The sequence below is a fragment of the Nonomuraea sp. NPDC050663 genome (assembly GCF_044456985.1).
In the GTDB taxonomy this organism is placed as follows: Bacteria; Actinomycetota; Actinomycetes; order Streptosporangiales; family Streptosporangiaceae; genus Nonomuraea.
In genome coordinates this window covers 61,498-85,478 of sequence record NZ_JBITGL010000019.1, presented here as the reverse complement: position 1 = coordinate 85,478, position 23,981 = coordinate 61,498, and the positions used below count along the sequence as shown (strand labels likewise).

General features: G+C 71.0%; 23 protein-coding genes. 10 read left to right on the top strand and 13 right to left on the bottom strand.

Translation table 11 applies throughout. The features are described 5' to 3' along the window. Positions 1 to 10: 10 nt before the first annotated feature. The 3 genes from rph to ACIBH1_RS40280 all read right to left on the bottom strand — a co-directional run bounded on the left by rph (position 11) and on the right by ACIBH1_RS40280 (position 3,510). A complete protein-coding gene (rph, locus tag ACIBH1_RS40290; RefSeq protein WP_397319331.1) occupies positions 11 to 2,602 on the bottom strand; it encodes a rifamycin-inactivating phosphotransferase in 2,592 nt (863 codons plus the stop codon). 111 nt (positions 2,603 to 2,713) lie between these two features. Then, positions 2,714 to 3,073, bottom strand: coding sequence for a hypothetical protein (locus ACIBH1_RS40285; RefSeq protein WP_397319330.1), 360 nt, complete (start codon positions 3,071 to 3,073; stop codon positions 2,714 to 2,716). An 8-nt stretch (positions 3,074 to 3,081) separates the two neighbouring features. Further along, a complete protein-coding gene (locus ACIBH1_RS40280) occupies positions 3,082 to 3,510 on the bottom strand; it encodes a hypothetical protein (RefSeq protein WP_397319329.1) in 429 nt (142 codons plus the stop codon). 532 nt (positions 3,511 to 4,042) lie between these two features. Between ACIBH1_RS40280 and ACIBH1_RS40275 the strand changes: the two genes are divergently transcribed. Together ACIBH1_RS40275 and ACIBH1_RS40270 are read left to right on the top strand one after the other, a co-directional pair. Further along, complete coding sequence (locus tag ACIBH1_RS40275) at positions 4,043 to 4,390, top strand: ArsR/SmtB family transcription factor (protein WP_397319433.1); 348 nt, start codon at positions 4,043 to 4,045, stop codon at positions 4,388 to 4,390. Between the two features lie 52 nt (positions 4,391 to 4,442). Then, positions 4,443 to 4,565: a hypothetical protein gene (locus ACIBH1_RS40270; RefSeq protein ID WP_397319328.1), complete on the top strand. Its 123-nt coding sequence runs from the start codon at positions 4,443 to 4,445 to the stop codon at positions 4,563 to 4,565. A gap of 56 nt (positions 4,566 to 4,621) precedes the next feature. On the opposite strand, the gene ACIBH1_RS40265 is transcribed toward ACIBH1_RS40270, so the two are convergent. Further along, entirely contained in the window at positions 4,622 to 5,410 is a 789-nt protein-coding gene (locus tag ACIBH1_RS40265) for a thioesterase family protein (protein ID WP_397319327.1), read from the bottom strand. A 46-nt stretch (positions 5,411 to 5,456) separates the two neighbouring features. Here ACIBH1_RS40265 and ACIBH1_RS40260 point away from each other — a divergent pair, with 46 nt between their 5' ends. Genes ACIBH1_RS40260 through ACIBH1_RS40235 form a run of 6 tightly spaced genes read left to right on the top strand, consistent with a single transcriptional unit; the run spans position 5,457 to position 10,322 of the window. After that, complete coding sequence (locus ACIBH1_RS40260) at positions 5,457 to 6,140, top strand: TetR/AcrR family transcriptional regulator (RefSeq protein WP_397319326.1); 684 nt, start codon at positions 5,457 to 5,459, stop codon at positions 6,138 to 6,140. After that, positions 6,115 to 7,224, top strand: coding sequence for a DNA glycosylase AlkZ-like family protein (locus ACIBH1_RS40255; RefSeq protein ID WP_397319325.1), 1,110 nt, complete (start codon positions 6,115 to 6,117; stop codon positions 7,222 to 7,224). Before ACIBH1_RS40260 ends, ACIBH1_RS40255 begins: the two co-directional genes overlap by 26 nt. Positions 7,225 to 7,283: 59 nt before the next feature. Continuing rightward, on the top strand, positions 7,284 to 8,177 hold the full coding sequence (locus ACIBH1_RS40250; protein WP_397319324.1) for a sulfotransferase: 894 nt from the start codon (positions 7,284 to 7,286) through the stop codon (positions 8,175 to 8,177). Further along, entirely contained in the window at positions 8,174 to 9,097 is a 924-nt protein-coding gene (locus tag ACIBH1_RS40245) for a glycosyltransferase family 2 protein (RefSeq protein WP_397319323.1), read from the top strand. Before ACIBH1_RS40250 ends, ACIBH1_RS40245 begins: the two co-directional genes overlap by 4 nt. Beyond that, positions 9,094 to 9,930, top strand: coding sequence for a WecB/TagA/CpsF family glycosyltransferase (locus ACIBH1_RS40240; RefSeq protein ID WP_397319322.1), 837 nt, complete (start codon positions 9,094 to 9,096; stop codon positions 9,928 to 9,930). The genes ACIBH1_RS40245 and ACIBH1_RS40240 overlap by 4 nt, the downstream gene beginning before the upstream one ends. Continuing rightward, the gene (locus ACIBH1_RS40235; protein ID WP_397319321.1) at positions 9,927 to 10,322 is read left to right on the top strand and encodes an SRPBCC domain-containing protein; all 396 of its coding nucleotides are present in this window, start codon (positions 9,927 to 9,929) and stop codon (positions 10,320 to 10,322) included. Before ACIBH1_RS40240 ends, ACIBH1_RS40235 begins: the two co-directional genes overlap by 4 nt. On the opposite strand, the gene ACIBH1_RS40230 is transcribed toward ACIBH1_RS40235, so the two are convergent. The 7 genes from ACIBH1_RS40230 to ACIBH1_RS40200 are packed head-to-tail and all read right to left on the bottom strand — an operon-like array spanning position 10,319 to position 18,936. Further along, a complete protein-coding gene (locus ACIBH1_RS40230) occupies positions 10,319 to 12,586 on the bottom strand; it encodes an immune inhibitor A domain-containing protein (RefSeq protein WP_397319320.1) in 2,268 nt (755 codons plus the stop codon). The genes ACIBH1_RS40235 and ACIBH1_RS40230 overlap by 4 nt on opposite strands. A gap of 38 nt (positions 12,587 to 12,624) precedes the next feature. Then, entirely contained in the window at positions 12,625 to 13,518 is an 894-nt protein-coding gene (locus ACIBH1_RS40225) for a sulfotransferase (protein WP_397319319.1), read from the bottom strand. After that, positions 13,515 to 14,747: a lipopolysaccharide biosynthesis protein gene (locus ACIBH1_RS40220; RefSeq protein ID WP_397319318.1), complete on the bottom strand. Its 1,233-nt coding sequence runs from the start codon at positions 14,745 to 14,747 to the stop codon at positions 13,515 to 13,517. Before ACIBH1_RS40220 ends, ACIBH1_RS40225 begins: the two co-directional genes overlap by 4 nt. Beyond that, on the bottom strand, positions 14,738 to 15,580 hold the full coding sequence (locus ACIBH1_RS40215; protein WP_397319432.1) for a sulfotransferase family protein: 843 nt from the start codon (positions 15,578 to 15,580) through the stop codon (positions 14,738 to 14,740). Before ACIBH1_RS40215 ends, ACIBH1_RS40220 begins: the two co-directional genes overlap by 10 nt. A 5-nt stretch (positions 15,581 to 15,585) precedes the next feature. Continuing rightward, positions 15,586 to 16,485 carry a hypothetical protein gene (locus ACIBH1_RS40210; RefSeq protein WP_397319316.1) on the bottom strand — a complete coding sequence of 300 codons (900 nt, stop codon included), beginning with the start codon at positions 16,483 to 16,485 and terminating at the stop codon, positions 15,586 to 15,588. Continuing rightward, positions 16,478 to 17,749, bottom strand: a complete 1,272-nt coding sequence (locus tag ACIBH1_RS40205) for an O-antigen ligase family protein (protein WP_397319315.1) — start codon at positions 17,747 to 17,749, stop codon at positions 16,478 to 16,480. The genes ACIBH1_RS40210 and ACIBH1_RS40205 overlap by 8 nt, the downstream gene beginning before the upstream one ends. After that, positions 17,746 to 18,936 carry a YveK family protein gene (locus tag ACIBH1_RS40200; RefSeq protein ID WP_397319314.1) on the bottom strand — a complete coding sequence of 397 codons (1,191 nt, stop codon included), beginning with the start codon at positions 18,934 to 18,936 and terminating at the stop codon, positions 17,746 to 17,748. Before ACIBH1_RS40200 ends, ACIBH1_RS40205 begins: the two co-directional genes overlap by 4 nt. 369 nt (positions 18,937 to 19,305) lie before the next feature. Here ACIBH1_RS40200 and ACIBH1_RS40195 point away from each other — a divergent pair, with 369 nt between their 5' ends. Next, a complete protein-coding gene (locus tag ACIBH1_RS40195; RefSeq protein ID WP_397319313.1) occupies positions 19,306 to 20,310 on the top strand; it encodes a glycoside hydrolase family 26 protein in 1,005 nt (334 codons plus the stop codon). Positions 20,311 to 20,469: 159 nt separating this feature from the next. Further along, positions 20,470 to 20,631 carry a hypothetical protein gene (locus tag ACIBH1_RS40190; protein WP_397319312.1) on the top strand — a complete coding sequence of 54 codons (162 nt, stop codon included), beginning with the start codon at positions 20,470 to 20,472 and terminating at the stop codon, positions 20,629 to 20,631. A 70-nt stretch (positions 20,632 to 20,701) separates the two neighbouring features. Here the strand turns inward: ACIBH1_RS40190 and ACIBH1_RS40185 are convergent, their stop codons facing one another. Beyond that, positions 20,702 to 22,414, bottom strand: a complete 1,713-nt coding sequence (locus ACIBH1_RS40185; RefSeq protein ID WP_397319431.1) for a pectin acetylesterase-family hydrolase — start codon at positions 22,412 to 22,414, stop codon at positions 20,702 to 20,704. After that, on the bottom strand, positions 22,411 to 23,949 hold the full coding sequence (locus ACIBH1_RS40180) for a hypothetical protein (RefSeq protein ID WP_397319311.1): 1,539 nt from the start codon (positions 23,947 to 23,949) through the stop codon (positions 22,411 to 22,413). The genes ACIBH1_RS40185 and ACIBH1_RS40180 overlap by 4 nt, the downstream gene beginning before the upstream one ends. Between the last annotated feature and the right edge of the window lie 32 nt (positions 23,950 to 23,981).

The window sequence follows — 23,981 nt, the reverse complement described above, 5'->3', positions numbered from 1 at the left end:
CGATGATGGCTCAGCCCAGGATCTCGACGTACCCCTCGGTGCCGTGGACGCGGATGCGCTGACCGTCCTCGATCAACCGGGTGGCCTGCTCCACGCCCACGACCGCCGGCAGGCCGTACTCGCGGGCGATCACCGCCCCGTGCGTCATCAGCCCGCCCACCTCCGTCACCAGCCCGGCGACGGTGACGAACAGCGGGGTCCAGCTCGGGTCGGTGTAGGCGGTGACGAGGATGTCGCCCGGTTCCAGGTCGGCCTGGGCCATGTCCTTGACGACGCGGGCGCGGCCCTCGACGGTGCCGGCGGAGACGGGCAGGCCGCTGAGGGCGCCGGGTGGGGCGTCGTCGCGGCGATACTGGCCGGTGAGGGCCTCGCCGTCCGAGGTGAGGACCCGGGGCGGGGTGAGCGTCTCGTATGTCCGGAACGCGGCGCGCCGCTCCTCGATGAGCGCGGCGTCGGCCTTGCCGGTGCGCACGACGTCCTGCAGCTCCTGGAAGCGGAGGTAGGAGATGTCGTCCCGCTCCCGCAGGACGCCCGCCTGGACGAGGCGGTCGGCTTCGCGCAGCAGCGCCTGCTTGTAGACGAAGTAGCGGCTGATCATGCCGTACTTGGGGTACTCGCGGTAGCCGGCGAAGGTGCGGACGCGGTCGATGTTCCGCTTGGTCTCCTCGGCCTTGCGCTCCCCGTCGGGGAGCTCGCGCAGCCGCGCCAGCAGGTCCTGCTCCTTGCGGCGGGCCTCCTCCAGGCCCTGCTCGAAGTGCCGTCTGCCGGCGCCCGGTTGGAAGTTCTTGACGTTGCCGAGGAGGGTGGGCAGGAGAGTGGCGGGGTGCTCGCTCCAGCGGGTTCTGGTGATGTCGATCTCGCCCGCGCAGCGCATGCCGTACATGTCGAGATAGGCCTGGATGGCGTCCCGTGCTTCCCGTCCGCCGGGCAGGTCGCTCATGCCGTTCGGGAAGTCGTCCGGCGCGTCCTGGAGGTAGGCCACGAGCTGCGGGTGGGGGCGGATGGTGTCGGCGACGTCGAGGAGGGCCAGGCCCATCTCCGAGGTGACGTTGTGGGGGACCGACTGGGTCAGGACGTCGGCGGCGTTCTTCTCGCCCAGCCATTCGTCGAGGTGGTCGTTGAGCCACCAGGCTGCGTCCATCCCCACCATGATCGCCTGGATGCTCCTCGGCTCGAACAGGACACGCTTCAGCTCCGCGATGTCGGCGTGGATGAAGTCGAGCAACGCCGTGCCGTACAGGTCCTGGATGGTGTCCTTGAGCGTGGCCAGCGACTCCTCGCTGCGCCGGATGAGCTCGGTGACGAGGGCCGGGTCGGTCTCGATCGGGGCGGGCGGGTCGGCGGCGGGCGGCGCGGCGGCGGCGGGTTCGTCGGGGACGATGCGGACGAAGTCGCCGCGGTCGAGGATGGTGCGCAGCGCGTCGCGGGTCAGCGGGTCGCCCTTGCCCAGCGTGTCGATCATGGTCGCGCGGCCCGCGGACGTCGCCAGGAGCGGCGCGACGTCGACGAACAGCCGCCCGCCCGCCTCCGACATCTGCCGCGGCGTCGTCATCTGCCAGAACGACAGCCCCAGCGGCTTCATCGCGTCGGTCATCATCTGCTGGTGGCCGACGGAGAGGTACACGTGGTTCTCGCCGTCGTCGGTCGCGGGGATCGGGAAGAGCGTGGTGATCGCCCGGCTCTGGACGATGTGGAAGTCGTCGCCCGTCAGGCACCACTCGATGTCCTGGGGGCGCCCGAAATGCTCCTCGATGCGGCGGCCGAGCCGGACCAGGCGCAGGATCTGGTCGTCCGTCAGGGCCGGCTGCGTCTGCCGCCGGCCCTCGATCGGGATGTCCTGGACTCCGCCGCCCGGCGACGGCAGGACGGCGTGCCGCTTGGTGGCGACGGACGAGGTGACGACCCGGTCGTCGCGCACCGTGTAGACGTCGCCGGTGACCAGGCCGGCGACCAGCGCCTCGCCGAGCCCCCAGCCGGCCTCCACAGTGGCGATCTTGCGGTTGGAGGTCACGGGGTCGGCGGTGAACAGGATCCCGGCCGCGTCGGCGAACACCATCTCCTGCACGACCACGGCCATCCGCACCTTGCGGTGGTCGTAGCCGTTGCGGCACCGGTAGGTCACGGCCCGCTCGGTGAACAGCGAGGCCCAGCATTTTCGGACATGCCTCAGGACGCCGTCCAGGCCGACGAGGTTCAGGTACGAATCCTGCTGCCCGGCGAACGACGCCGTCGGCAGGTCCTCGGCCGTCGCGCTGGACCGTACGGCATAGGCGGTCCGCTCGCCGCGCCGGGCGAGGGCCGCGCTGATCGTCTCCACCAGGTCGTCAGGTACGGCGAGGCCTTCGACCACGCGGCGGATGCCGGCGCTCAGCGTGCTGATGGCCGCCCGGTCGTCCGGCTCCACCCGCGCCAGCCGGTCGAGGTGCTCGTCGATCGACGGCGCGGCGGCCACGACCCGCCGGAAGGCGTCCGTCGTGACACAGAAGCCGTACGGCACGCGCACGCCGTCGATGCGGGACAGCTCACCCAGGTGCGCGCCCTTGCCACCCACGTCCGCGATGTCCGCCGAGCCGATGTGCTCGAAACCCACGACGTCAGCCAATTCCCTCGCTCCATCGGTCGGTGTCTGGGTGATGTGCCCCGGTCGGTCCGGTCCCATTCTGTACGGCGGCGCCGGGATTCGTAGATCGTTGCGCTGACGCCTCACCGCCGATCAGGTCCACACGAAATGCAGGCATTCCAGAATCGGCCGCTCTCCGGCCCCAGGAGTGACGGTCACCGCGGACAGCGCCGCGCAGATGAGTGCGTGGCGCAGTTCCGGTGCCAGCTCGATGAACTTCTGCGTCAACGCGACCGCGGCCGCGTCGACGGTGCGGGCTTCGACACCGTCGGGGGAGGCCGCCTGGCGGAGCACCAGGACGACGACCAGCGTCTCCAGCTCGTCGGCCGGAGCCCACACCGGACAGGGACGCGGGCACCTGTACACGCTCCGGTCGCCGCCCTCGGCCTCCTTGACGAGGTGGACCACGTGATCCGCACACCAGACCAGCCCGGCCGGCAACGCGTACGTCATGTCACGCGCTACCGGGTGGCGTCCAGGGCCGTGTCGATCAATTCGAGCGTCCGGACGATGTGCCCCCGATGACCGCGGGGCAGCGTGCCGTACCTGGCCGCGATCCCGACGGCACGCCGGTGCGAACCGATCGCCTCCGCGGCGCCGCCGTACGCGGACCCGGCGCAGGCCCGGAGCGGCCCCTGCCCGGAAAGTACGGCAGCAGCCCGGGCGACCTGCTCGGCCCCTCCGGCGATGGCCGCCTGCGAGGTGTCGGCCAGCATCGCGCTGAACCCGTCACGTGCTGCTCGGAGCGCGGGCGCGACGTAAGCGTGCACCCGCTCGCACGGCTCAGGCCCGGATTCCCGCCAGGCTTCGACCCCGGTCGACGATATCCACGCGGCCGGCACCACGACCGCGAGCAGCGTCAGCGTACGGAGAACCGGCCGCGGCCTCATCGCGCCGGCCTGCACGAACAGAAACCCCAGGACAGGATGAGGTGGACCCGAGCACACGTATAGGCCTCCCGCCCCGGCGCGGGCAACACCCCGTTGCACCTGGCACAAGTCAGCGGCGCCTCCGGCTGCTCCGGCTCTTCCGCTAACGATTGCTCCAGCATGAATGGCTCCCCGTTGCATGGCGGCGGCTCCGCTCAGACAGAGACTGGAGCCGGATGGGAGCGGGAGCGGGCCCGCGCCGGACGCGCGTCGCACTCACCCCCGAGATCGCCCCCACCATGGAACGGCACCCAACCGACCCCCCAGCCGCGGATGCGTTCCGTGACGATCACATTACCGATGGAAGACTTTGCGTGCATAGCGTTTGCGCAATTGCGCAATCCGTGGTCACCCGAGAAGAAGGCACCCTCCGCCGCACGCCACTATCCTGGGCTGTTCACACCTGGTCCCTCACCGGTCACGCTCCGAACTGCGAACGGCCGCCCAGCCGCCGGAGCGCTCGACCGACCCCACCTCCAGGAGCTGGCTGATGATGTCGGTACCGCTGTACGAAGCCAAGGCCGAGCTGTTTCGCCTGCTGGGCCACCCCGTGCGCATCCGCGTGCTCGAACTGCTGCAGGAGGGCCCCAAACCGGTCCGCGACCTGCTCGCCACGATCGACGTGGAGGCGACGGGGCTGTCGCAGCACCTCGCCGTCCTGCGCCGCTCGGGCGTCGTCAGCGCGCAGCGCGACGGGTCGACGATGGTGTACAGCCTGGCGGGGGGAGACGTGGCGGAGCTGATGCGTGCGGCCCGGGTGCTGCTGACCCAGAAGCTGGCGGGGCAGTACGACCTGCTGCTGGAGCTTCGCCAGGGGGACGAGGACGGGGCGGCAGACTGAGCGCGGGATGTTGTCGGTGGTCGTCGTTACGATCTTGCCTATGATCGAACACATGGACGAAATCGTCGAGACGGCCTGGGCGCCGCGGCGTGACTACTACGAGGCGGTGGCGCGGAACCCGGTCATGGCGGTGCTGGACGCCGATGGCGAGGCGCCGGGTTATCGCCTCGGGTGACGCGGAGGTCCCGGGACGCGAGCTGCCAGAGGTCCTCAGCTCGAGCGGGGAACCGCTCAGGCGGGAGGGCGGACGGCCGCGTATTGGATGGCCTGGGCGACCAGGCGGCCCTTGGAGTCCCACGCGTGTGCCGTCTCGTCCATGCGCTCCCCCGTGATGTCCCCCGCGCTGAGCCGTACTTTCACCGGCCCGGGTGCCGGGAGACGGCGGATGTAGGCGGTGAGCTGGATGGTCGGCACCCATCCAGGAATGCCGAGGTCGAGCGACACCGGTGGCACCGGGTCGAGGGCGACGAGCAGTGACAGCGGGTCCCAGTCCGATCCGTCCGCGAGACGCTGCCAGCCGGCGATGTGGCCGCGGCGGGCGGGGGTGCCGAAGGCGAAGCCGATGTGTTCCGGGTGGAGGTGCTGTTCCACGACGTCCATGAGGGGGATGTGGAAGCCGCCGGGCGCCTGTGAGGGGGTGCGGAAGCACGATGTCTCGTCGGGGAGGTCGACGGGGTCGAGGCCTGACCACCAGGGGTCGGTGTCGTCGAGGGTGCCGAGCGTGACCATGGCTTCTGTGCACAGGGTGGAGCCCTGCCACAGCTGGGTGCGGATCTGGGCGGTGGTGCGGCCGGCGCGCAGGGGTTCGGTGGTGATGCGGGCGGGGCCGGCGTCCGGGGCGGTGAGGAAGGTGCCGCTGATGGCCGTCAGGTGGGGGAGCGTTCCTGGGCCGGCCAAGGCGGCGCGGCCGAGGAGGGCGAGGAGGTAGCCGCCGTGGAGCTTGGTGCCGACCGCCCACTGCGGGTCCAGGGTGACAGAACCATCGGTGCCGATGGCGGTTGCGTCAGCGAATGTGCCCATATGCCCCAGGTTGACATCGTCAACCTGACGATGTCAACGTGCTGACATGGCGAGACGAGTGCGAGCCAACCCCGGCGAGGGTGCCCGGCTGCGCGAGGAGATCCTGGTGGCCGCGGAGAGCCTGATGGCGGAGGCCGGCACGGAGGAGGCCCTGACCCTCCGGGCGGTGGCCGCGCGCACCGGGGTGTCGACACCCTCGGTGTACATGCACTTCGCCAACAAGGACGAGCTGATCGAGGCCGTCTGCCTGCGCTCGTGGGACGAGCTGGCCAGGCGCATCAGGGGCGTCGAGGACCCCGACCCCTTCCAGCGACTCGGCGGGTGCGGCCGGGCCTATGCCGGGTTCGCCCTCGAATACCCGACCCAGTACAGGGTCCTGATGATGCGCCCGACCGACAACCCGGCCGCTCACGCCTGCTTCGAGCTGATGGCCGCGGCGGTGCGCGACTGCGTGGACGCCGGGGTGCTGCGCGGCCATCCCGGACGGATCACGCTGGGCCTGTGGGCGGCGATCCACGGCTGCGTCTCCCTGCTGATCGCCCAGCCGGGCTTCCCGTGGCCCGACGTGGACGACTTCGTCGACCAGGTGGTCCGTACGGCAGGCCTGGGCAGCGCCGTCTACAGCCGGGTGCAGAAGGCGCCCCTGGTAGCGAGCGGGAAACTGGCGCAGACGTTCGACGCCGCCTGCCGTACGATCAGATCCGATGTCGAACACACTAGCGATCAGTGAGCGCGACGCCCGGCGGATGGCGATCAACGCGCAGCACCTGGCGGGCCCGGTTCCCGACCTCCACCAGGTGCTCGGCAGCCTGCGCTGCCTGCAGCTCGACCCGATCGACGTGGTCGCCAGGAGCCACCAGACGGTGCTCTGGAGCCGGCTGCACACCCGGATCGACCTCGATGAGCTGATGTATCGCGACCAGGTGCTGTTCGAGTACTGGGCGCATGCCGCCTCGATCGTGCTCGCCGAGGATCTGCCGATCCACCACTACCTGATGCGACGTTATCCGGGCTCGAAGTCCGCCGAGGGCAAGCGGATCGCGGCCTGGGTCGAGACCAACGCCAAGCTGAAGACGAAGATCCTCGACGAGCTGGCCGAGAAGGGGCCGCTGCCCAGCCGGGCCATCGAGGACGAAGCGGAGCAGGCCTGGCGCTCCAGCGGCTGGACCGAGGGCCGCAACGTCGAGCGCATGCTCGACATCCTGCTCATCCAGGGCAAGGTCAGGGTCGCGGGGCGCAAGGGCAGGGCCAGGTTGTGGGGGCTGGCGCGCTGGCCGGAGTTCGAGCCGTTGTCCGACCGCGAGGTGACCAGGCAGGCCGCGGGCAGGGCGCTCAAGGCGCTCGGGGTCGGACGCCGGCGCGACGTCTTCGACCACTTCACCAGGGGCAGGTACCCCGACCTGGCCGAGGTCCTGGAGACCTCTCCCGAGATCCGCAAGGTCACGGTCGGCGGCGAGGAGGGCTGGTACGCCCACGAAGACTCCCTCGACCAGCCGGAATGGCAGCCGAGGGAGGCGACGATCCTGTCGCCGTTCGACAACCTGATCTGCGACAGGAACAGGACCGAGCGCCTGTGGGGCTTCGTCTTCCGCAACGAGATGTACGTCCCCAAGGCCAAGCGGCAGTATGGCTACTACGTGATGCCGGTCCTGGCCGGCGACGAGCTGGTCGGCCGGATCGCGCCCAGGGCCGACCGGAAGGCCGGCAGGCTCGTCCTCGAAGGCGTCTACACCGACCATGACGTGACCAGGGCGCTCGAACGCCTGGAGGCCTTCGCGCTAGGTAGATCCTTTGGGGATTCCGTGAGCCTCTGATTACTCTCCGCGCTAGTGTCTGCACGGTCCGTATTCGCTAGCCCGGAGGTCCGTGCTTCGTGTCTTCCCCTCAGGTGATCTTCCTGGGCGGCCTGGGCCGTAGCGGCACCACGCTGCTCGAGCGGCTCCTGGGCCAGCTGCCCGGGGTCGCGCCACTCGGTGAGGTGGTGCACCTGTGGGCGCGTGGCGTTCTGGCGGGCGAGCCTTGCGGGTGCGGCGCGCCCTTCGCCGAATGCCGCTTCTGGCACGAAGTGGGCGAGCTGGCCTTCGACGGCTGGGCCCCGCATGTCGCGCAGACCGTGCTCGGCCTGCGCCGTCGGGTCGACAGGACCCGGCGCATCCCGTTCGTCGACCACCGCGACCTGGGCCGGTACGTCCAGGCCTACCGCGCGGTCTACGAGGCGGCGGCGGAGGTCGCGGGAGCCGACGTCGTGATCGACTCCAGCAAGCACGCCTCGCTCGCCTTCTGCCTGATGGCTGGAGGCGTCGACGTCCGCGTGGTGCACGTGGTGCGCGACCCTCGCGCGGTCGCCCACTCCTGGCGGCGCACCGTCGAGCGCCCGGAGGACGGCCGGCCGATGACCCGCTGGGGAGCGCTGCGCACCAGCATGCACTGGACCGCCCAGAACCTCGCGCTCGACCTGTTCGCGGGAGCGGGAGGCATCACCAGGGTGCGCTACGAAGACCTGCTCGCCGACCCGCGCACCACACTCACGCGCCTGGCCGACGAGCTCGACCTGGAGCCGGACTTCGGCTTCCTCAGAGGCTCGACGGCGATGCTGCAGCCCAGGCACACCGTCTCCGGCAACCCGATGCGCTTCGCCGTCGGTCCGGTCGAGCTCTCGCGTGACGACGCCTGGCACGACGGCCTGCCCAGGCGGCACCAGACCCTGGTGGCCGGGCTCACCTGGCCGCTGATGTCCAAGTACGGCTACCGGGGAGCGGCCGCATGAATCCAAGCGTCGGTGTGGTGATTCCCACCAACGGAGACCGTCCCGAGCAGCTGAAGCAGGCGCTGCGCGCGGTGCTTGAGCAGGGCTACGACGGCGAGTTGCAGATCGTGGTCGCCGTCGACGGCGCCGACGAGCGCAAGGTCGCCGAGGACCTCGCCGAGGTCCTGGTGCCCGAGCACCCCGAGGCGCGCACGCATCGTGTCCAGGTGCTGCCCAACCGGCTCAGCCCCGGCCTGCCCGGCACGCGCAACTCCGGCATCTCGGCGCTGCCCACCGAGCTGATCGCCTTCTGCGACGACGACGACGAGTGGCTGCCGGGCAAGCTGGCCGCCCAGGTCAAGCAGCTCAAGCGCAGCGGCGCCGAGTTCGCCAGCTGCGCGATCGAGGTGGCGTACGGCACGCGCCTCACCGCCCGCCTGGCCGGCACCGACACCATCACCCAGGACGACCTCGTGCGCTCGCGCATGGTGATGGTGCACTCCTCGACCTTCCTGTTCAGGCGCGGCACCCTGTGGGCCGACGAGAGCGCCCCCGGCGGTCAGAACGAAGACTGGGACCTGGCCCTGCGCGCCGCCAAGCGCCAGCCGATCGTCCATGTCGACCGTCCGCTCGTGCGCGTGCACTGGGGCAGCTCTCACTACGTCGCCCGCTGGGCCGACCGAATCGCCGGGCTCGAGTGGATGCTCGCCCGGCACCCCGAACTGGCCGTAGATCCGCGCGGCGCGGCGCGGATCTACGGTCAACTGGCCTTCCACCACGCCGCGCTGGGCCACCGGCGTACGGCACTGCGTCTGGCCGGGCGCACTCTGGCGTCCCATGCCGGCGAGCCGCGTGCTCCGCTCGCGCTCGCCGTGGCCGCCGGGCTGGTGCCCGCGCAGACCGTGCTGTCGCTCCTGCACGGCGTGGGGAGGGGCATATGACCCCCGAGGTGCAGGCTGTCTCGATTCCCCGGCAGCGCACTCCCGTACCCGAGCGGTCATCAGGAGCCGGGGGGCGGGTGGTCGTCGCGGGGGTGGCGATCGACCCGCTCACCGAAACGCAGGTGGTCGAGCACGTCATGAAGGCGCTGGCGGGCGGCAAGGGCGGTCACGTCATCACCCCCAACGTCGACATCTGCCGGGCGGTCGCCAAGGACGCGTCGCTGCGCAGGCTCGTCAGGCGCGCCGAGCTGGTCGTGGCCGACGGCATGCCCCTGGTGTGGGCCTCCAGGCTCAAGGACAGGCGGCTGCCCGAGCGGGTGACGGGCGCCGACCTGATCTGGTCGCTGAGCAAGGCGTCCGCGCGTGAGGGGCACCCCATCTACCTGCTGGGCGGCCCGCCGGGCGTGGCGGCCCAGGCGGCCGATCAGCTGACCGCCTATCACCCGAAGCTGAAGGTGTGCGGCTTCGACGCTCCGCCGTACGGCTTCGAGACCACCGTCGACGGCGTGGCCAGGGTCCGCAAGCGGCTGGCCACCGCCAGGCCGCGCGTGGTCTTCGTCGGGCTCGGCTTCCCCAAGCAGGACCTGCTGATCGCGCAGCTGCGCGACGCGCATCCCGAGACGTGGTTCGTGGGCTGCGGGGCGGCGATCTCGTTCGCGGCCGGCGTGCAGTCGCGCGCGCCGCAGTGGATGCAGGACTCGGGGCTGGAGTGGCTGTTCCGCCTGGCCTGCGAGCCCGGCCGGCTGGCGCGCCGCTACCTGGTCAACGACCTGCCGTTCATGACGGCCTACCTGGCACGGTGCGCGTGGCGGCGCTACGCTCGCCGTTCATGAGCGACGTCGCCCGGATCTCCCGCACGATCGCCGCCCCGCCGTCCGAGGTCTTCGCCGACTGGGTGAGCAAGAACAGGCTCGAGAGCTGGTTGTGGCCGGAGCCGTTGGTGCAGATCAACCCGGTCGTGGGTGGCTATTTCCACTTCAAGGACACGATGTACGGCATCGCGGCCGAGGGCATGTTCGAGGAGGTCGTCCCCGCCAAACGCCTGGCCTTCACCTGGCGCTGGATCGAGGACGAGAGCACCTCGGCGGTGGTGGTGAGCTTCGACGACAACGGCGACGGCAGCACCACGGTGACCGTCGCCCACACCGGAGCCCCGCACGAGCGTCAGCCCCATGAGGAAGGCTGGGCCTCCTGCCTTGACCGGCTGGAGGCCCAGCACCGCTAGGACGCGGGCCCGACCCTGATGGTGGTGGCCCTGCCGCGGTCGGCCTCCGACACCACCTCGATCCGCGTGTTGGTGTCCGGCGGCCGGACGCCGAGCGCCGGGGAGGTGCTGTACCAGTAGACGCCCGAGTGGTCGTCGAAGGCCGGCACCGCCGGGGTGCTCGGGAAGACCGTGAGCGCCCCGTCCTTGTGCAGCGCCACCCGGTCGGTCGGCCGCAGCCCGAAGGTCGCGTCGAACACCTGGACCCGCCCGTTGACCAGCGTGTTGTCCTTCCACTGCAGAGGCACCGCGCGGGCGTCGATCGGCAGGATCATGCCCTCACCCGGGTGGTTCTGGGTGTTGTTGTCGGAGTAGAAGGTGTCCCACAGCCAGACGAGCACGCCGTCCTGGTACGGGAAACGCTCGAAGATCTCCCGGCGGTTCGGGTCGTTGCGGAAGCCCGCGCTGTAGGGGCCGCTGCGAAGGTATTCGCCGTAACCGACGTAGCGGCGGTTCTCCACCAGGTAGGCGCGCGGGTGGTCCTTGACGCCGATCTTCCCCGTCCGGCTGAAGCCCACCGCGGTCCAGCCGTTGTCGCCGCTCTCCACGTCGTCCTCGAAGACGCCCGGGAGCTTGATCGCGTCGATCAGGAAGCCGTTCTCGATGGTGTTGGTGTCGGTGAAGTAGCGCAGGCGGAACTGCACCTTCTTCCCGGCATAAGCCCCCAGGTCCAGGGCCAGGTCGGCCCAGTCGGAGTGGCCGGTGATGCCCACGCCGATCGGGACGCCGCCGACGGTGCCCGGGACCGGCTTCCACTGCGTGCCGTCCTCGGAGACCTCGGGGTAGAGGTAGTCGAAGTCCTGCTCGATGCGATACCAGACCTTGGCCGTCAGCGTGGCCGAGGCGACCCCCGTGAGGTCGAGCTCGCGGGTGAGCGTCTGGTTGAGGTAGTCGCCCTTGCCGCTCCACCACTGGTGGGCGCCCTGCGCGGGATCGGTCAGCTCGGTGCTGTCGCGATGGGGCGGCAGGTTGACCAGGACGGCCTGCGGGTTGGCGGTGTTGTAGGAGCTCACGCCCAGCGTGTGGGTGGAGGGGGTGGCGGCCGCCGCCGTCTCGTACGACAGCCAGCCCAGCCGCAGCTTGCTCCAGGCGTCGAGGTCGCCGGGGTATTCGCCCAGCGGGCCGTTCTTCTTGGCCAGGTAGGAGGCGTCGGACATGAGCGACCAGAACTTCACGCTGTTGTCGCCGCCGTAGAGGTCGGGCAGGCCCAGGTCGTGGCCGTACTCGTGGGCGATGAGGCCCAGGCCGCTGTTCTCACCGGCGGTGAGGAACTTGCCGACCCAGACGCCGGTGTCGCCGATCTGGACGCCGCCCTGCAGGTTGCCGGCCGGTCCTGAGACGCCGCGCTGGTTCCAGAACGCGTCGTGGCTGACCGCCCAGAGGGCGTCCTCGCCCTGCGCGCCGCCGCCCCAGGTCTCGTCGACGCCCGCGTGGATGACCTGGAACCGGTCGAGGTAGCCGTCGGGCTCGTCGAAGTTCCCGTCGTTGTCGTAGTCGTTGCGGTCCCAGACGTCGAAGGACTTCAGCTCGGCGGTGATGGCCTCCTTGCTGCGGCCCTTGGCCCGCTCGGCGTCGTACCAGGCGGTGACCGAGTCCTTCACGAAGTCGAACAGCGGCAGGTCGCAGTCGAGGCCGCCGGCGCAGCGCGGGCTGCCGTAGCGGGCCTCGTTGTAGGGCACCGTGACCCAGTCGCTGACCTTGCCCTCGATGTCGTAGCGCCCGGCGGACTGCAGGCCGTAGTAGCTCTTCAGCGAGTTGCCGCGGCCGAAGTAGAGGTCCTGGTAGTAGGCCCGGCTGAAGTCCTTGCGCCACAGGGTGTGGTTGTCGTAGCTCGCCCTGGGGCGGGGGATCTGGTTGTGGCGCGGGCCGGGCGTGCCGCCGTAGCGGATCTGGCCCTCGTGCAGGGTGGTGTTGTCGATCTTGTCGCCGAACTCGGCGAGCACCGTGAAGATCCGGTCGGTGCGCTCCAGTGCCAGCTCGACGTAGTCCTTGCCGACCTTCGCCTTTCCGGAGGCGGACCGGCCGCGGGCCAGGGAGCTCTGGTCGAGCAGCTGCTGCATCGCCTGGGTGCGGGCGGCCCGCTCCTCGGCGGCGATGGGGTTGACGATGTCGTCGGGGTGCCGGCCTTCGCCGGAGGGTGCGGGAGGGGGTGGGCTCGCGTGGACGGCGCCTGGTGTGAGGGCCAGGGTCAGGCCGGCCACCAGCGCGAGGGCTAACGCACGCATGGAGGTCCTTCCGAGTGCCATGTGCAATGTCACACACTCTAAGCGGAAGGGGATTGTGTGATCAAACCCTCAATTCGCCGCACCTCCTCCGGCGACAGACCTTTCCTGGCATTGCGGAGCGCCAGCCGTGAGTCCATGCGCCGGAAGCCGGTCTTCGACAGACCCGCCCAGGAGAAGCCCGGTCCCTGCGACTCCCCGGCGGTGCAGGCGCGCGTGATGCGGCGTTCCACCCTGTCGCTCCAGGTCAGCCCCGCGAAGCCATACAGGTCGCGAAAGCCCGCGACCGGGTCGTCGGCCAGGGACTCGTAGGTGACGACCCGGATGCCCGGCGTCGACATCAGGACCTCGCGCGCGAAACGCCACAACGCGGCCGCCTTCGCGATGCGGTCCTGCGAGCCGACCAGCGGGCGCAGCTCCAGCACCGACGGGTGGTCGCGGACCAGGGCCGGCTGCTCCAGCAGCTCGTGGAAGTACACCGTCCAGCCCAGGCGCTGCCAGCTGGCCACGAAGGAGACCGGGTCGCGCAGCAGCGCGATCACCCGGCAGCCCAGCCGCTCGGCGAACCATCGCGCCGACAACACCGCGAACGGGTCGTCGAGCAGCGCCCTGCGGCCGGTCGCCCTGCCGTACAGGAAGGCCGAGCCGTAGCGGGCCATGCGGGCCAGGTCATACGGCGAGCGGTTGGCGCGCAGCTCGGCCAGGAACCGGTAGCGCAGCGCGGCCGTGTCGCGGAAGGCGGGCAACCACGAGTCGTCCAGATACTGGAACCGATGGGTCACCTGCCTGCGCAGCACCCCCGGGCAGCGGCCGGGCGGGTGCTGCGGGTTGAGCGGCTCGTTGACGTAGACGAGCTCGCCCGAGGCGGCCAGCATCTTGCCCGTCCAGCTGGTTCCGCTGCGCGGCAGCCCCGTGACCAGGATCGGGGCGCTCATGCGGTCGCCCAGGAACGCGGGCGCAAGGTGTGGCGACCGAACGGGCGCAGGCCGTGACGCTGGTGCAGCTGCCACAGCGGGAGCAGGTTCTTCACGATCACGCCGCCGGACCAGCCGAGCGCCGCGCCGAGCGCGCCGTGCGAGGGGATGAGCACCAGGTCGAGCAGGACGGTCACGCCGAGCGCCACCAGCAGGTTCACCAGGCTGGAGGTCGTGTGCCCTGCGGCGGTGAGCACGACGTCGACCATGCCGCACGCGGTGGCGATCATCATGGTCGCCGAGAGCACGATCGCGATCGGCACCGCCGAGCCGTACTCCATCCCGAAGATCTCCAGCAGCCAGGGCGCGACCAGCGCGTACCCCAGCCAGACCGGCCAGGTCAGCAACACCAGCCACACGGTGGTGGTCTGGTAGAGCTCGCGCGCCCTGACGAGGTCGCCGGCGGCGAGAGCCTGGATCAGCCGCGGCTGGGCCGCCTGCGCGAGCCCCTGGTTCGCCAGCTGCCCGACGACCTTGAACCGCGTCGCCGCCGTGTAGAGCGCCGCCTGGGCGGGCCCGCCGAGCACGGCCACGATCACGATGTCGAGCCGCTGGAAGATCGCCTGCACCGCCCCGGCCAGGCTGCGCGGCGCGGTGTACCTCCACAGGTCACGTCCGGTGCCGGGCAGATAGGGCGTGTACGGCAGGCGCCCGCGCAGCGCCAGCGCCGCCCCGGCCAGGACCAGCGTGTACGGCAGCGCCCACGCGGCGGGCAGCCAGGCCGCTCCCACCCAGAGGGCGACGCCCACGAGAGCGACCTGCGCGACCGGCAGCAGCACGCCGTCGTAGAGCACGGTGGGACGCATGACGCCGAAGCCGCGGGTGGCCGCCAGCAGGATGTCGGCGGCGACCATGACGGGCACCGCCAGCGCCAGCACGCCCAGCAGCGGCTCCAGCACGATGCTCGCGACGACGGCCAGCAGGACCGACGGCACCAGCGCCGCCTGGAGATAGCCGGACATGCCGCGATAGCCGTACGTGCGCGAACGCGCGATGAAGAAGATCAGGCCGTTGCCCGCGTCGAGCCGCGCGACCCCCGCGACCATGAGCGCCAGCGCGATCGCCGTGAAGAACGAGCCCGCTTGCTCCAGAGGCGCCGACCGGGTGACCACGACCACCACGAGGAACTGCGCGAGCGCGCTGACCGCCGCGCCCGCGATGCCGGCCAGGCCGGCCCTGGCTAGCGCCATGACGGATCCCCGTCGAGCCAGGGCACCAGCTGCGTGTCGTACACCTCGAAGTGGTCGAGCAGGCTCTGGCGCAGCATCTCGGGCATCCGGTGCGGACGCGGCCTGCTGTTGTGGCGGTCGAACACCGGGTCGTCCATGCGCGGCACGCCCAGGAACTCCAGCACCCGCTCGTAGACGCGCTCCGGCTGGGAGAAGAAGCGGTGGCTGTCGATCACGTGGATGCGGTCGCGGCCGAACAGCGGCTCCAGGCGGTCGAGCTGCTCGGCGTACCGCCCGCGCGACAGGTAGGCGTGGTGGCGGTGGGAGTGGTGCAGGCCGTACGGCTCGGCGCGCAGCTGCTCCTCGGCGCCCGCCAGACGCTTGTCCTCCAGCTCGATCGCGTACTCGAAGCTCGACTCGGTCTCGAAACCCCTGGCCAGCTCGTGGGCGTGGGCGGAGAAGGCCCGTTCGACGGGGTCGCGCACCAGCACGATCAGCTTCACCCCCGGCAGGTCGCGCACGATGCGCTCACCGGCCAGCGGGTGGAACAGGTAGTAGGGCGACGACTCGAAAGCCTGCGGGCGCGTGCCGTACCTGCGCTTGAGCAGCGCGGATCCGACCGTGAGCGGGAAGTGGCCGCGATACCAGTCGAGGCCGCGCTCGTAGGCCATGTCGAAGTAGTGCACGCCCTTGTGCATCACGGGCTTGGCCAGCAGCGGGTGCTGGGCCAGCGCCCGGTAGAGCGAGGTCGTGCCACATCGTTGCGCGCCCACGATCAGGAAGGACGGCAGCACCCGCCCGCCGGAGGTGAGCCGGCCGGCGGCCCTGGAGACCGAAAGCACCGAGCGCTTCATGGCGTTCAAACGAACAACTCCTGATGATCGACGAGGGGGTTGAGCCAGCGCTCCGGCGGGCCCAGCGGCTCGTGGCCGTCGGCCGCGTGCCGGTCGGCCAGGGCGATGAGGTAGCCGATCGCTGCCTGCTTGGCCTCGGCCACCGACAGCCCGAACGGTTCGAGCGCGCCAGGAGCCTGCGCTAGGCAGGCGCGCGCCGCGGTCGCCGGGTCCATCCGGCGCAGGCAGCGGTTGAACAGGTGGTGGAGGGCGTCGAACCCGAGGGGCACGCCGAGCGCGTAGCGTTCCCAGTCCCACACCAGCAACCGCCCGTCGCCGGTGGGGGCGATGTTCCAGGGCGACAGGTCACCGTGCCACGCGCCCGGCCCGGTCCCGGCGATCTCCTTGACCGCCGCGGCCAGCAGGTCGCCGCCGACGGGCGCGCGCCTGATCGGCAGCGGCGACAGGACCAGCACTTCGTGGTCGTGCCAGGAGCCGTGATGCAGCACCGAGGGCGTCACGACCGTCTTCAGCGGCAGGTCGGCGAGCCTGGCGAGCGTGGCGGCCTCGTGGGCGACCAGTTCGCGGGTGTACGAGGTCTCGCCGATCTTGACGAAGGCGACCCGCTGGGCGCCGTCGTAGGCTTCCAGGATGGGCTTGCGGTTGGCCCTTTTCGCCGGCCGTACATGCATGACGACTCTGATGGAGGTGCCGAACACCTCGCTCAGGTAGCTCTCGATCGAGCCCTCGGCGGCCAGCGTCACCTTGGGGCCGAGCACCGCGTGCCACCAGCGGCGCGGGGCCAGCCTGCGGGGGAGTACGGCATGCGGCAGCAGGGAGTAGGCGCGCTCGTCCCCCGGGCCGGGGTAGAGCAGGCTGATCGTCTGCCGCAGGTAGCGCAGACGGATACGGGCGTCTTTAATCATGCGCCTGATTCCTCCAAAGGAGGGCGAAGGAGATGAGATACAGGCTCAGCGGGGTGACCAGGCCGTCGTAGACGAACATGTAGAGCAGCACGAGCAGCATGACGAGCACGCCCGCCAGGCCGATCGGGCTGCGGTCGGTCCAGTGCCGCCGGACCGCGCCCAGGAAGAACGCGACATACAGGGCGGCACCGGTGAAACCCTGAGTGATGAGCAGGTGCCACAACTGGCCGTCGCTGCCGAGCGGCGGATGCGAGCAGTCGGGGCACCAGGGGGTCTTGCCGGTGGTGATCGAGCGGTGGTTGCCCAGCGCGTTGCGCGTGTTGCCGTACCCGATCACCGGCGAGTGCGCCGCCGCCTGGATCGTCCTGGAGACCGTGAAGCCGCGGATGTCGTTGCTGTGCGGGTTGTCCAGCCGCTGGCCGACCAGGCTCGCCAGCGGGCTCAGCATGAACACCGCCGCCCCGATCGACGCCGCCGCGACCAGCGCCAGCCGGGTGCGGCTGACACGGACGATCAGATAGACGACCGCCAGGCCCAGGCCGATCCACAGGCCGCGGTTGAGTGAGTAGACGACCGGGACGGAGGCCAGCGCGCACATCGCGATCGCCGCGCCCCTGCGCCGCCGCCCGCCGTACACCCACCAGCCGACCACGAACCAGACCAGCAGCACCGACAGGTTGCTGCCCCACGCGTTGGCCCACTCGAACGGCGCCTCTGGACGCGGCATCGCGTAGCCCAGCACCTTCTGGGTCTGCGCGGCCGTCGGATGGATGAGGTTCTGCACGAACGAGTTGCCGCTGATCCAGCCGGGCAGCAGCCGCTCCACCGGGGAGGTGAACTGCAGCGTGGGCATCAGGACGCCCAGCAGCCCGCCGGCCACCGTGGTGACGAACAGCACGCCCAGCATGCGGACCAGGCGGAGCTGGGGGAGCTCCTTCTCGGTGAGGTTGCCCAGGTAGAGCACCATGATCAGGAGGGCGGCGTAGAGCGACAGGCGCATCAGGTAGCCGACCACGCGGCCCGCGCCGAGATCGCCGTAGGTGCCCGGGGGCATCTCGTCGAGCATGACCGCGCTGATCAGATAGCCGGCCAGGAGCAGCATCCACAGGCCGAAGCCCTTGGGCAGCTTGATCGGGCGGCGCTTCCACAGGATCCAGGCCATCGGGACGGCGAGCACCACGACGGACAGGCCGCCGAAACCCAGCGCCCACCAGACGGGATAGCCGACGAGCAACGCCGCGATCGGCCAGGCCGGACCTCTCACGGGGAGTCCGGTACCACGGGGATCGGAGCCGTTTCGAGGGCCTTGGGGGCGCTGTCCACCCGTGCGGGGGAGGCGCCCTGCGCCAGCGCTCCGACGACCGGCACCCGGTGCCTCTGCAGATGCCGTACGGCAGCCGCCACCTGCTGCGAGGTCGCCTGGCGCAGCGTGATGAGCAGGATCGCCGCGTCCGCCCTGGACAGGTCGCGCACGTCCGAGCCGTCGAGCAGCGCCAGCTCCACGGGAAGCGGCTCGTGGGGCTGGTTCGGCACCGCCCTGACCAGCAGCCGCTGATCCGGGCACGAGGCGACCAGGCTGGAGGTCAGGTCGTGCAGGTCGACGTCGCCCGTGAAGTCGGCCAGCACCGGCAGCCCCGTCAGGCGCTCCACGTCGGCCGCCGTGCGCAGCCGCGTGTCGAGCCGGTCGCGCACGTAGGCGGTGCCCACCCCGGCCAGCAGCCCCGCCATCAGGCCCGTGCCCAGGAGCATCGGGATGCTGGGGGAGCTGCGCTCCGCCGGGGGCACGGCCTGGCTGATCACGGTGCCGGGGGTCACGGCGACCGTCTTGAGCGAGTCGTACTTGGCCGTCAGTGAGGCGACCTGGCGGCTCAGGACGGTCTGGCGGTGGGTGGCGATCGTGCGCTCGGCGGTGCCCTTGGTGAGCTTCTCGATGTCCTCGACCACGTCGCTGAGGCTGCTGTTGACCTGCTTCAGCTTGGCGTAGAGCGTCTTGAGCCTGGCGGCCAGCTCGGCCTGGGCGGTCTCGGTGCGGTTGGCCAGATAGGCGTCGGCGTAGGCCTTCGACCTGGCGGCGGCGGTCGCCGGGTCGCCCGAGGTGACCGAGATCGACAGCACGGCCGAGTTGGGCGGGACGGTGATCGCGGGCGGCTCGATCGTCGTGCCGCCGGTCGCCTGGGCGGCCTTGGCCCTGACCACGGCCGACTGGGCGATCTGCGCCTCGGTGTCGAGGTTGAGCGACTCGCGCTGGCGGGGGGTCACCTGGTTGTTCTGCTCCTGGACGCCGGTAGGGGCGACCAGGACCTGGGTGGTGGCCGTGTACGTGGGCGGGAGCAGGAAGCAGAGGGCTCCCGAGGTCATCACGCCGAGCAGCAGGCAGCCCGAGAAGAGCAGCTTGCGCCTGCGGAGGAGCGCGAGATGCTCGGCCAGATCAGTGCCCTGCGGCTGGGTCATGGAGCGACGGTCTCCGTACGGTGAGTTGTCGGATGGCGACTCTGGGTCACTATAGGGTGGACTGGCATTTCCCTGACTCAATACAGAAGATTTTCTCCAGCCCCTCACCCGCCTTGTCCCGATATTTCGAGATGGGCGGTTTTTACGCTCTGTTATTTGTGTCACCGGAGTATGCGAAAGTAGCGGCACGGGTGCTGGTCAAGGGGGCACATGACAATGATTTCCAGGGGCTTTTTCCGCATTGCCGCTTTCGCGCGCTCACAAGGGCCTCGACCCATCTGCTGCGCCCCCGCCCTCGACGCTTCCATCCCACGACGCCGCTTCGTCCGCACCCGCTGGCGCTTCCGCCTGCTGACCCTGTCGCTCGTCATGGCCCTCGTCGGCTGCTCCGGCGCCCAGGGCGCGCGCACCGAGTCACCCACCCGCACCTCCGGCGCCCCCGCCTGCGCCGCCACCGCCAAGCTCATCCCGTCGTGCGGCGCCTGGTGGGGCATCGCCCCCGAGATCTTCACCGGCCTCGGCACCCCGCGCGCCCTGGAGCGAGCCGAGCGCCGCATGGGACGCGCCGCCGACATCCTGCACGTCTACCACCGCACCAAGGAACTGTTCCCCACCGACCGGGAGATCGCCCTGGCCCGCGACCCCGCACAACCCCGGTTGCTGCTCATCAACTGGAAACCCTCGTTCGACCACACCTGGGCCGAGATCGCCGCCGGCGCCCTCGACACCCGCATCGACCGGCTAGCCGCGCACATCGTCGGGAAGTTCCCCGAGCGGTTCTTCCTCACCGTGCACCACGAACCGGAGGACGACGTCGACGCCACCCCCGGGTCAGGCATGACGGCCGGCGACTACGCGGCGATGTTCCGCCACGTGGTGCTGCGGCTGAGGGAGCAGGGGGTGCGCAACGCCGTCACGGTGATGACCTACATGGGCGCGCCCAACTGGGCCTCCCGGTCATGGTTCGAGCAGCTGTACCCGGGCGACGACGTGGTCGACTGGGTGGCGATGGACCCGTACGCGGATGCCCGCGTGCGCGACTTCGACGGCCTGGTGAACAAGACACGCAAGGATTACGCCCAGTGGCCGGGCTTTTATCGGTGGATGCAGTCGAGATTTCCCGGAAAGCCGATCATGGTGTCGGAATGGGGGGTTTTCGAGAGACGCGGACAACCAGGCTTCAAGGCAACATTCTTCGCCAGCGTGAAGACCCAGATACGCAATTATCCCCAGATTAAGGCGTTGGTGTATTTCGACTCACCTCGCGCTCCCCGAGGCGACACCCGCTTCGACATCAACCCGGCGGCGGCCAAAGCCTTCACCGACCTCGCCTCCGACCCCCACTTCCGACGCACCAAGGTCCCCCGCCCCTAGCCTGGGCCCCTCCCCCTTCGCCCACCCCCCCGCCCACCCCCCCACCCACCCGCCCGCCCCCGGTCCTGCTCGGGCTGAGGGCGTCTGGCAGTGGCCGACCGTTGCGGGCGGCGTCTTCCGGGTCGTCAACTTTGTGGAGTGGACTTTATGAAAGCGCACATGACCAAACCGGCGCCCCAGGGCTGGTTACCGGTTCCTGCACTCGTCCGCCAGAACCACGAGACGGCCGTTCTACGCGAACGAGCCATCGCCGCGATGAAGAAGGTTCAGGAACGCATGAGCGGTGTGATCGGCCGGATTCGGGAGGGCGCGTGTGACTGACGCCTACATCGTGGACACGGCGTCTTCTCCGGTGCTGCCAAGAAGGGCTATTCGCGGGCTGCCGTAAGGATCATTCCCGGTCGCAAGTGCCGCAGCGCACGTCGTTCGGCCGCTCGCCGTTGACGAGCCGCGTGAGCCAGTCGACCAGCCGCACCCCACCGACCTCGAGCTCGTAGAACCGGTCGAACTCGAAGAGCCCATGCCGCCTCCCCGGCGCCGTGTAACTGCTCACCGTCGCCCCGGACCGCTCCGCCGCCGCCTCGTTGGCGTCGATGACCGACAGCAGGTCCGGCGCATCGCCGGGCATCCACCCGGTGACCTCCACCGCGGCCGCCGGGTCGTAGGCGTAGTCGAAGCGGCCCAGCACCACGCCAGGCGCGTGGCGAGCGGTCTGTGACCAGAATCGGGGCACGCCCCACTCCCGTGCGTCGAGCCCGTCGGTCGCCCATGCTGGGGCGGCGGCGTAGGCGCCCCAGGCGGTGTGCAGGACGGCATGGTTGAAGTCGGGGTTGTCCGGCCAGGCCCCCGATTGGGCGCCGAAGACGGTGACCTTGGCGCGGGGGAGGCGGTCGGCGACGAGTCCGCCGTAGAGGGGTGCGGCGATCGAGCCCGCCGTTTTGCCGATGACGACGACCTGGGCGGCGTCGGGGTAGCGCGAGGCCAGGTGGTCGAGGGCGGCGGCGCCGTTGACACGGCCGCGGTGCTGGACGGTCAGCGTGGGCGAGTACGGCTGGGCGGTGTCGCCCAGGTGCGCGTCGCCGGTGCAGGAGCTGACGAAGACGATGGAGTAGCCGGCGAACGGGTTGTCGGGGTGAGTGAGGTCGAAGAAGCCGGAGCTCTGGTCGTAGGGCCGTTCGCCGCTCTGGTCGTTCCAGTTGTAGTGGTCGTTCTTGCCGCCGGATCCGGTGAAGGCACACGTGCGGGCGTCCCAGCAGACGCCGCCGCCGTTGAGGAACAGGACGACCTTGGCCGGGTCCGCACGGCGTTCCCAGAAGGAGAAGCGGGTGCCGTCGGCGCACTGGCAGTCGCCTCCGGGGACGATCTGGGTCCAGGCCGGGGTGGCCGTGACCGTCGCCCGGACTGGGGTGTCGTTGTGCAGGGCGAAGGCCGTACCCGCGCCGGACAGCAGGATCGAGAGGGCGGCGTGGGGGAGCAGCCGTGCCGGGGAGCCTTCGTGGCCGGCCCACAGGAAGGCGATCAGGGCGGCGACGAGGACGGCCGCCCAGCGGTGGTGCGACTGCGTCCACGACGGGTCGCCGGGGGTGAGGGCGAGGGCCACCGGGTACGGCAGGAGCCAGACGGCGGCGGCGAGGGCGAGCACGGCAGGGGCGGCGATGACGCCGGCGTTCCCGTCGGTGTTGCGCCGCTGGGCGAGGGCGGCCAGGGCGAGGGCGGTGGCCAGCAGGGTCGCCGCCTCCAGCGTCAGCGCGCCGGTCGGCAGGGGCGCATCACCCGCGTCGGCGAGCGTGAGGGTGAGCACCCAGCACAGGATCGCGACCGGTACGGCCAGCGTGAGCCTGGCGAGGTTGCGGGTCAGGCGCTGGGTCGGCACCGCGGGGGTGCTGCGGGCGGCCGGGTCGTCGAGGACGAACCCCGCGCCGAGCGCGACACAGATCGCCGCGATTCGGGTCAGCGTGGTCAGGTGGGTGGGGGTCAGCCTGGTGCTCAGGGCTTCGGGCACCAGGAGGATGGCCGGTCCGAGGGCCGCGCCGACCAGCAGGGGCCACCAGGTGATGGCATGGGCGGTGGAGCGCAGGAGCGGGAGGAGGGTCTTGGGAGTCATCCGCACGCCGGGTTCGTGGCCGGCGCGGGGACGCCGAGGATCCGGGCGGCCTGGGTCGCGGTGGTGCCGGGGGCGGTGAGGGCGGGCCACGACTGCCGGACGCGGGCGGCGATGTCGGCGTGGGGGCGCGACAGGGCCTGCGTGGCGACGGCGAGCTCCGGCGCCGGTACGTGGACGGTGGGGAACAGGTGGGTTTCGTAGAAGGACACGCCACCGCGTTCGCCGCGCGACTCCTCGGCACGGCTGCGCAGGCCGGCGGCCGCCGCGGGGCCGGCCTGGCCGGTCAGCCAGGCGACGAGCACGCCTCTGCCGCCGCAGATGACGGCACCGTCGCGATCGCGATCCTCGGGACCCGCCTGCCCGACCTCCTCGGCCCGGCCGCCGCTGGCACGGCCGCGCGTGACCAGGCGGTAGGCGACCTGGGCGGCGAGGTCGGCTGTGGCGGCGCTGTCGCCCCATTGGGTGCCGATGCCGACCGCTCCGGGCGTCCCGGCCGCGGCGTCGTCGGCCCGCCAGGCGTCGACCAGTTGCCCTGGCCTGCTCGCCTGGTCGAAGGCGGGAACCGCGATGCGCTGACGAACGGTCAGCGGCGTGGACCGGGCTGTGTCGGGCGGGACCTGCGACACGACGGCTTGCACGACCTCGTTCCAGGCGGGTATCCATGCGCCGAATCCCTCGAAGGCGCAGTAGGTGACGGTCCCCACCTCGCGGCACGTCTCGTGCTGCGACGGCTGCTTCATGACCGCCGCCCGCGCCGCGGTGACGGCGCTGCCCGGCGGTGACAGCTGTGCCGTACCGCCTGCTGCCGCGCAGGCGAGCGCGAGCGCGCCGGCCACGGTCACGCGGGCGCCGCGGGCGCCGGCGCGCAGGAGGGCGGCGGTGGCCAGCAGTCCGGCCAGGCCCAGCAGGTAGGCCAGGTGTGGCCCGGCGGGGCGGGCCATGAGGGAGGCGGGGACGGGTATCTCCAGGGCCGCGCCGCCCTGCGGCGAGAGCCAGAGGGCGGGGCCGCCGCCGTTGGTGATCGGTTCGAGGGCTACGAGCGCGGCGAGAAGGACGAGCAGGGCCAGGGGTGCGGCCACGGCCGACCGGGTGAGCCGGCCGAGCAGGACGCCGAGCGCGCCGAGCAGCAGGACGGCGGCGGGTCCTGCGGCGAGCTCGTAGGGGTTGGGCCGGCCGGCGGCCGGGGCGAGGAGGGCCAGGAGCGCCATGCGGGCGGCGATGAGGGCGGCGCCGATCGCGGCCAGGGGGAGCGTGGCGAGCAGGTGGGCGAGGGTGCGGGCGTGGTCGGGCAGGATGAGGACCTGGCTCAGCCCGGTGGCGCCGTCGCGGTGGGTGCGCAGGACGGCGAGGTTGCCGGTGATGAGCGCGGCGCCGCCGAGCAGCACCATCATGCCCATCGCGCTGTCGCGGTCGAGTTCCTGCAGCACGGGGTAGCGGGTGGTCGCGATGGTGAACCAGGAGGAGATCCAGCCGCAGGCCAGCAGGAGGGTGGCGGCGACGGTGACCGGGTGGCGGAGCAGGCGTGTCGACTCCATGCGGGCCAGGGCCAGGACGGCGCGCCGGGGGG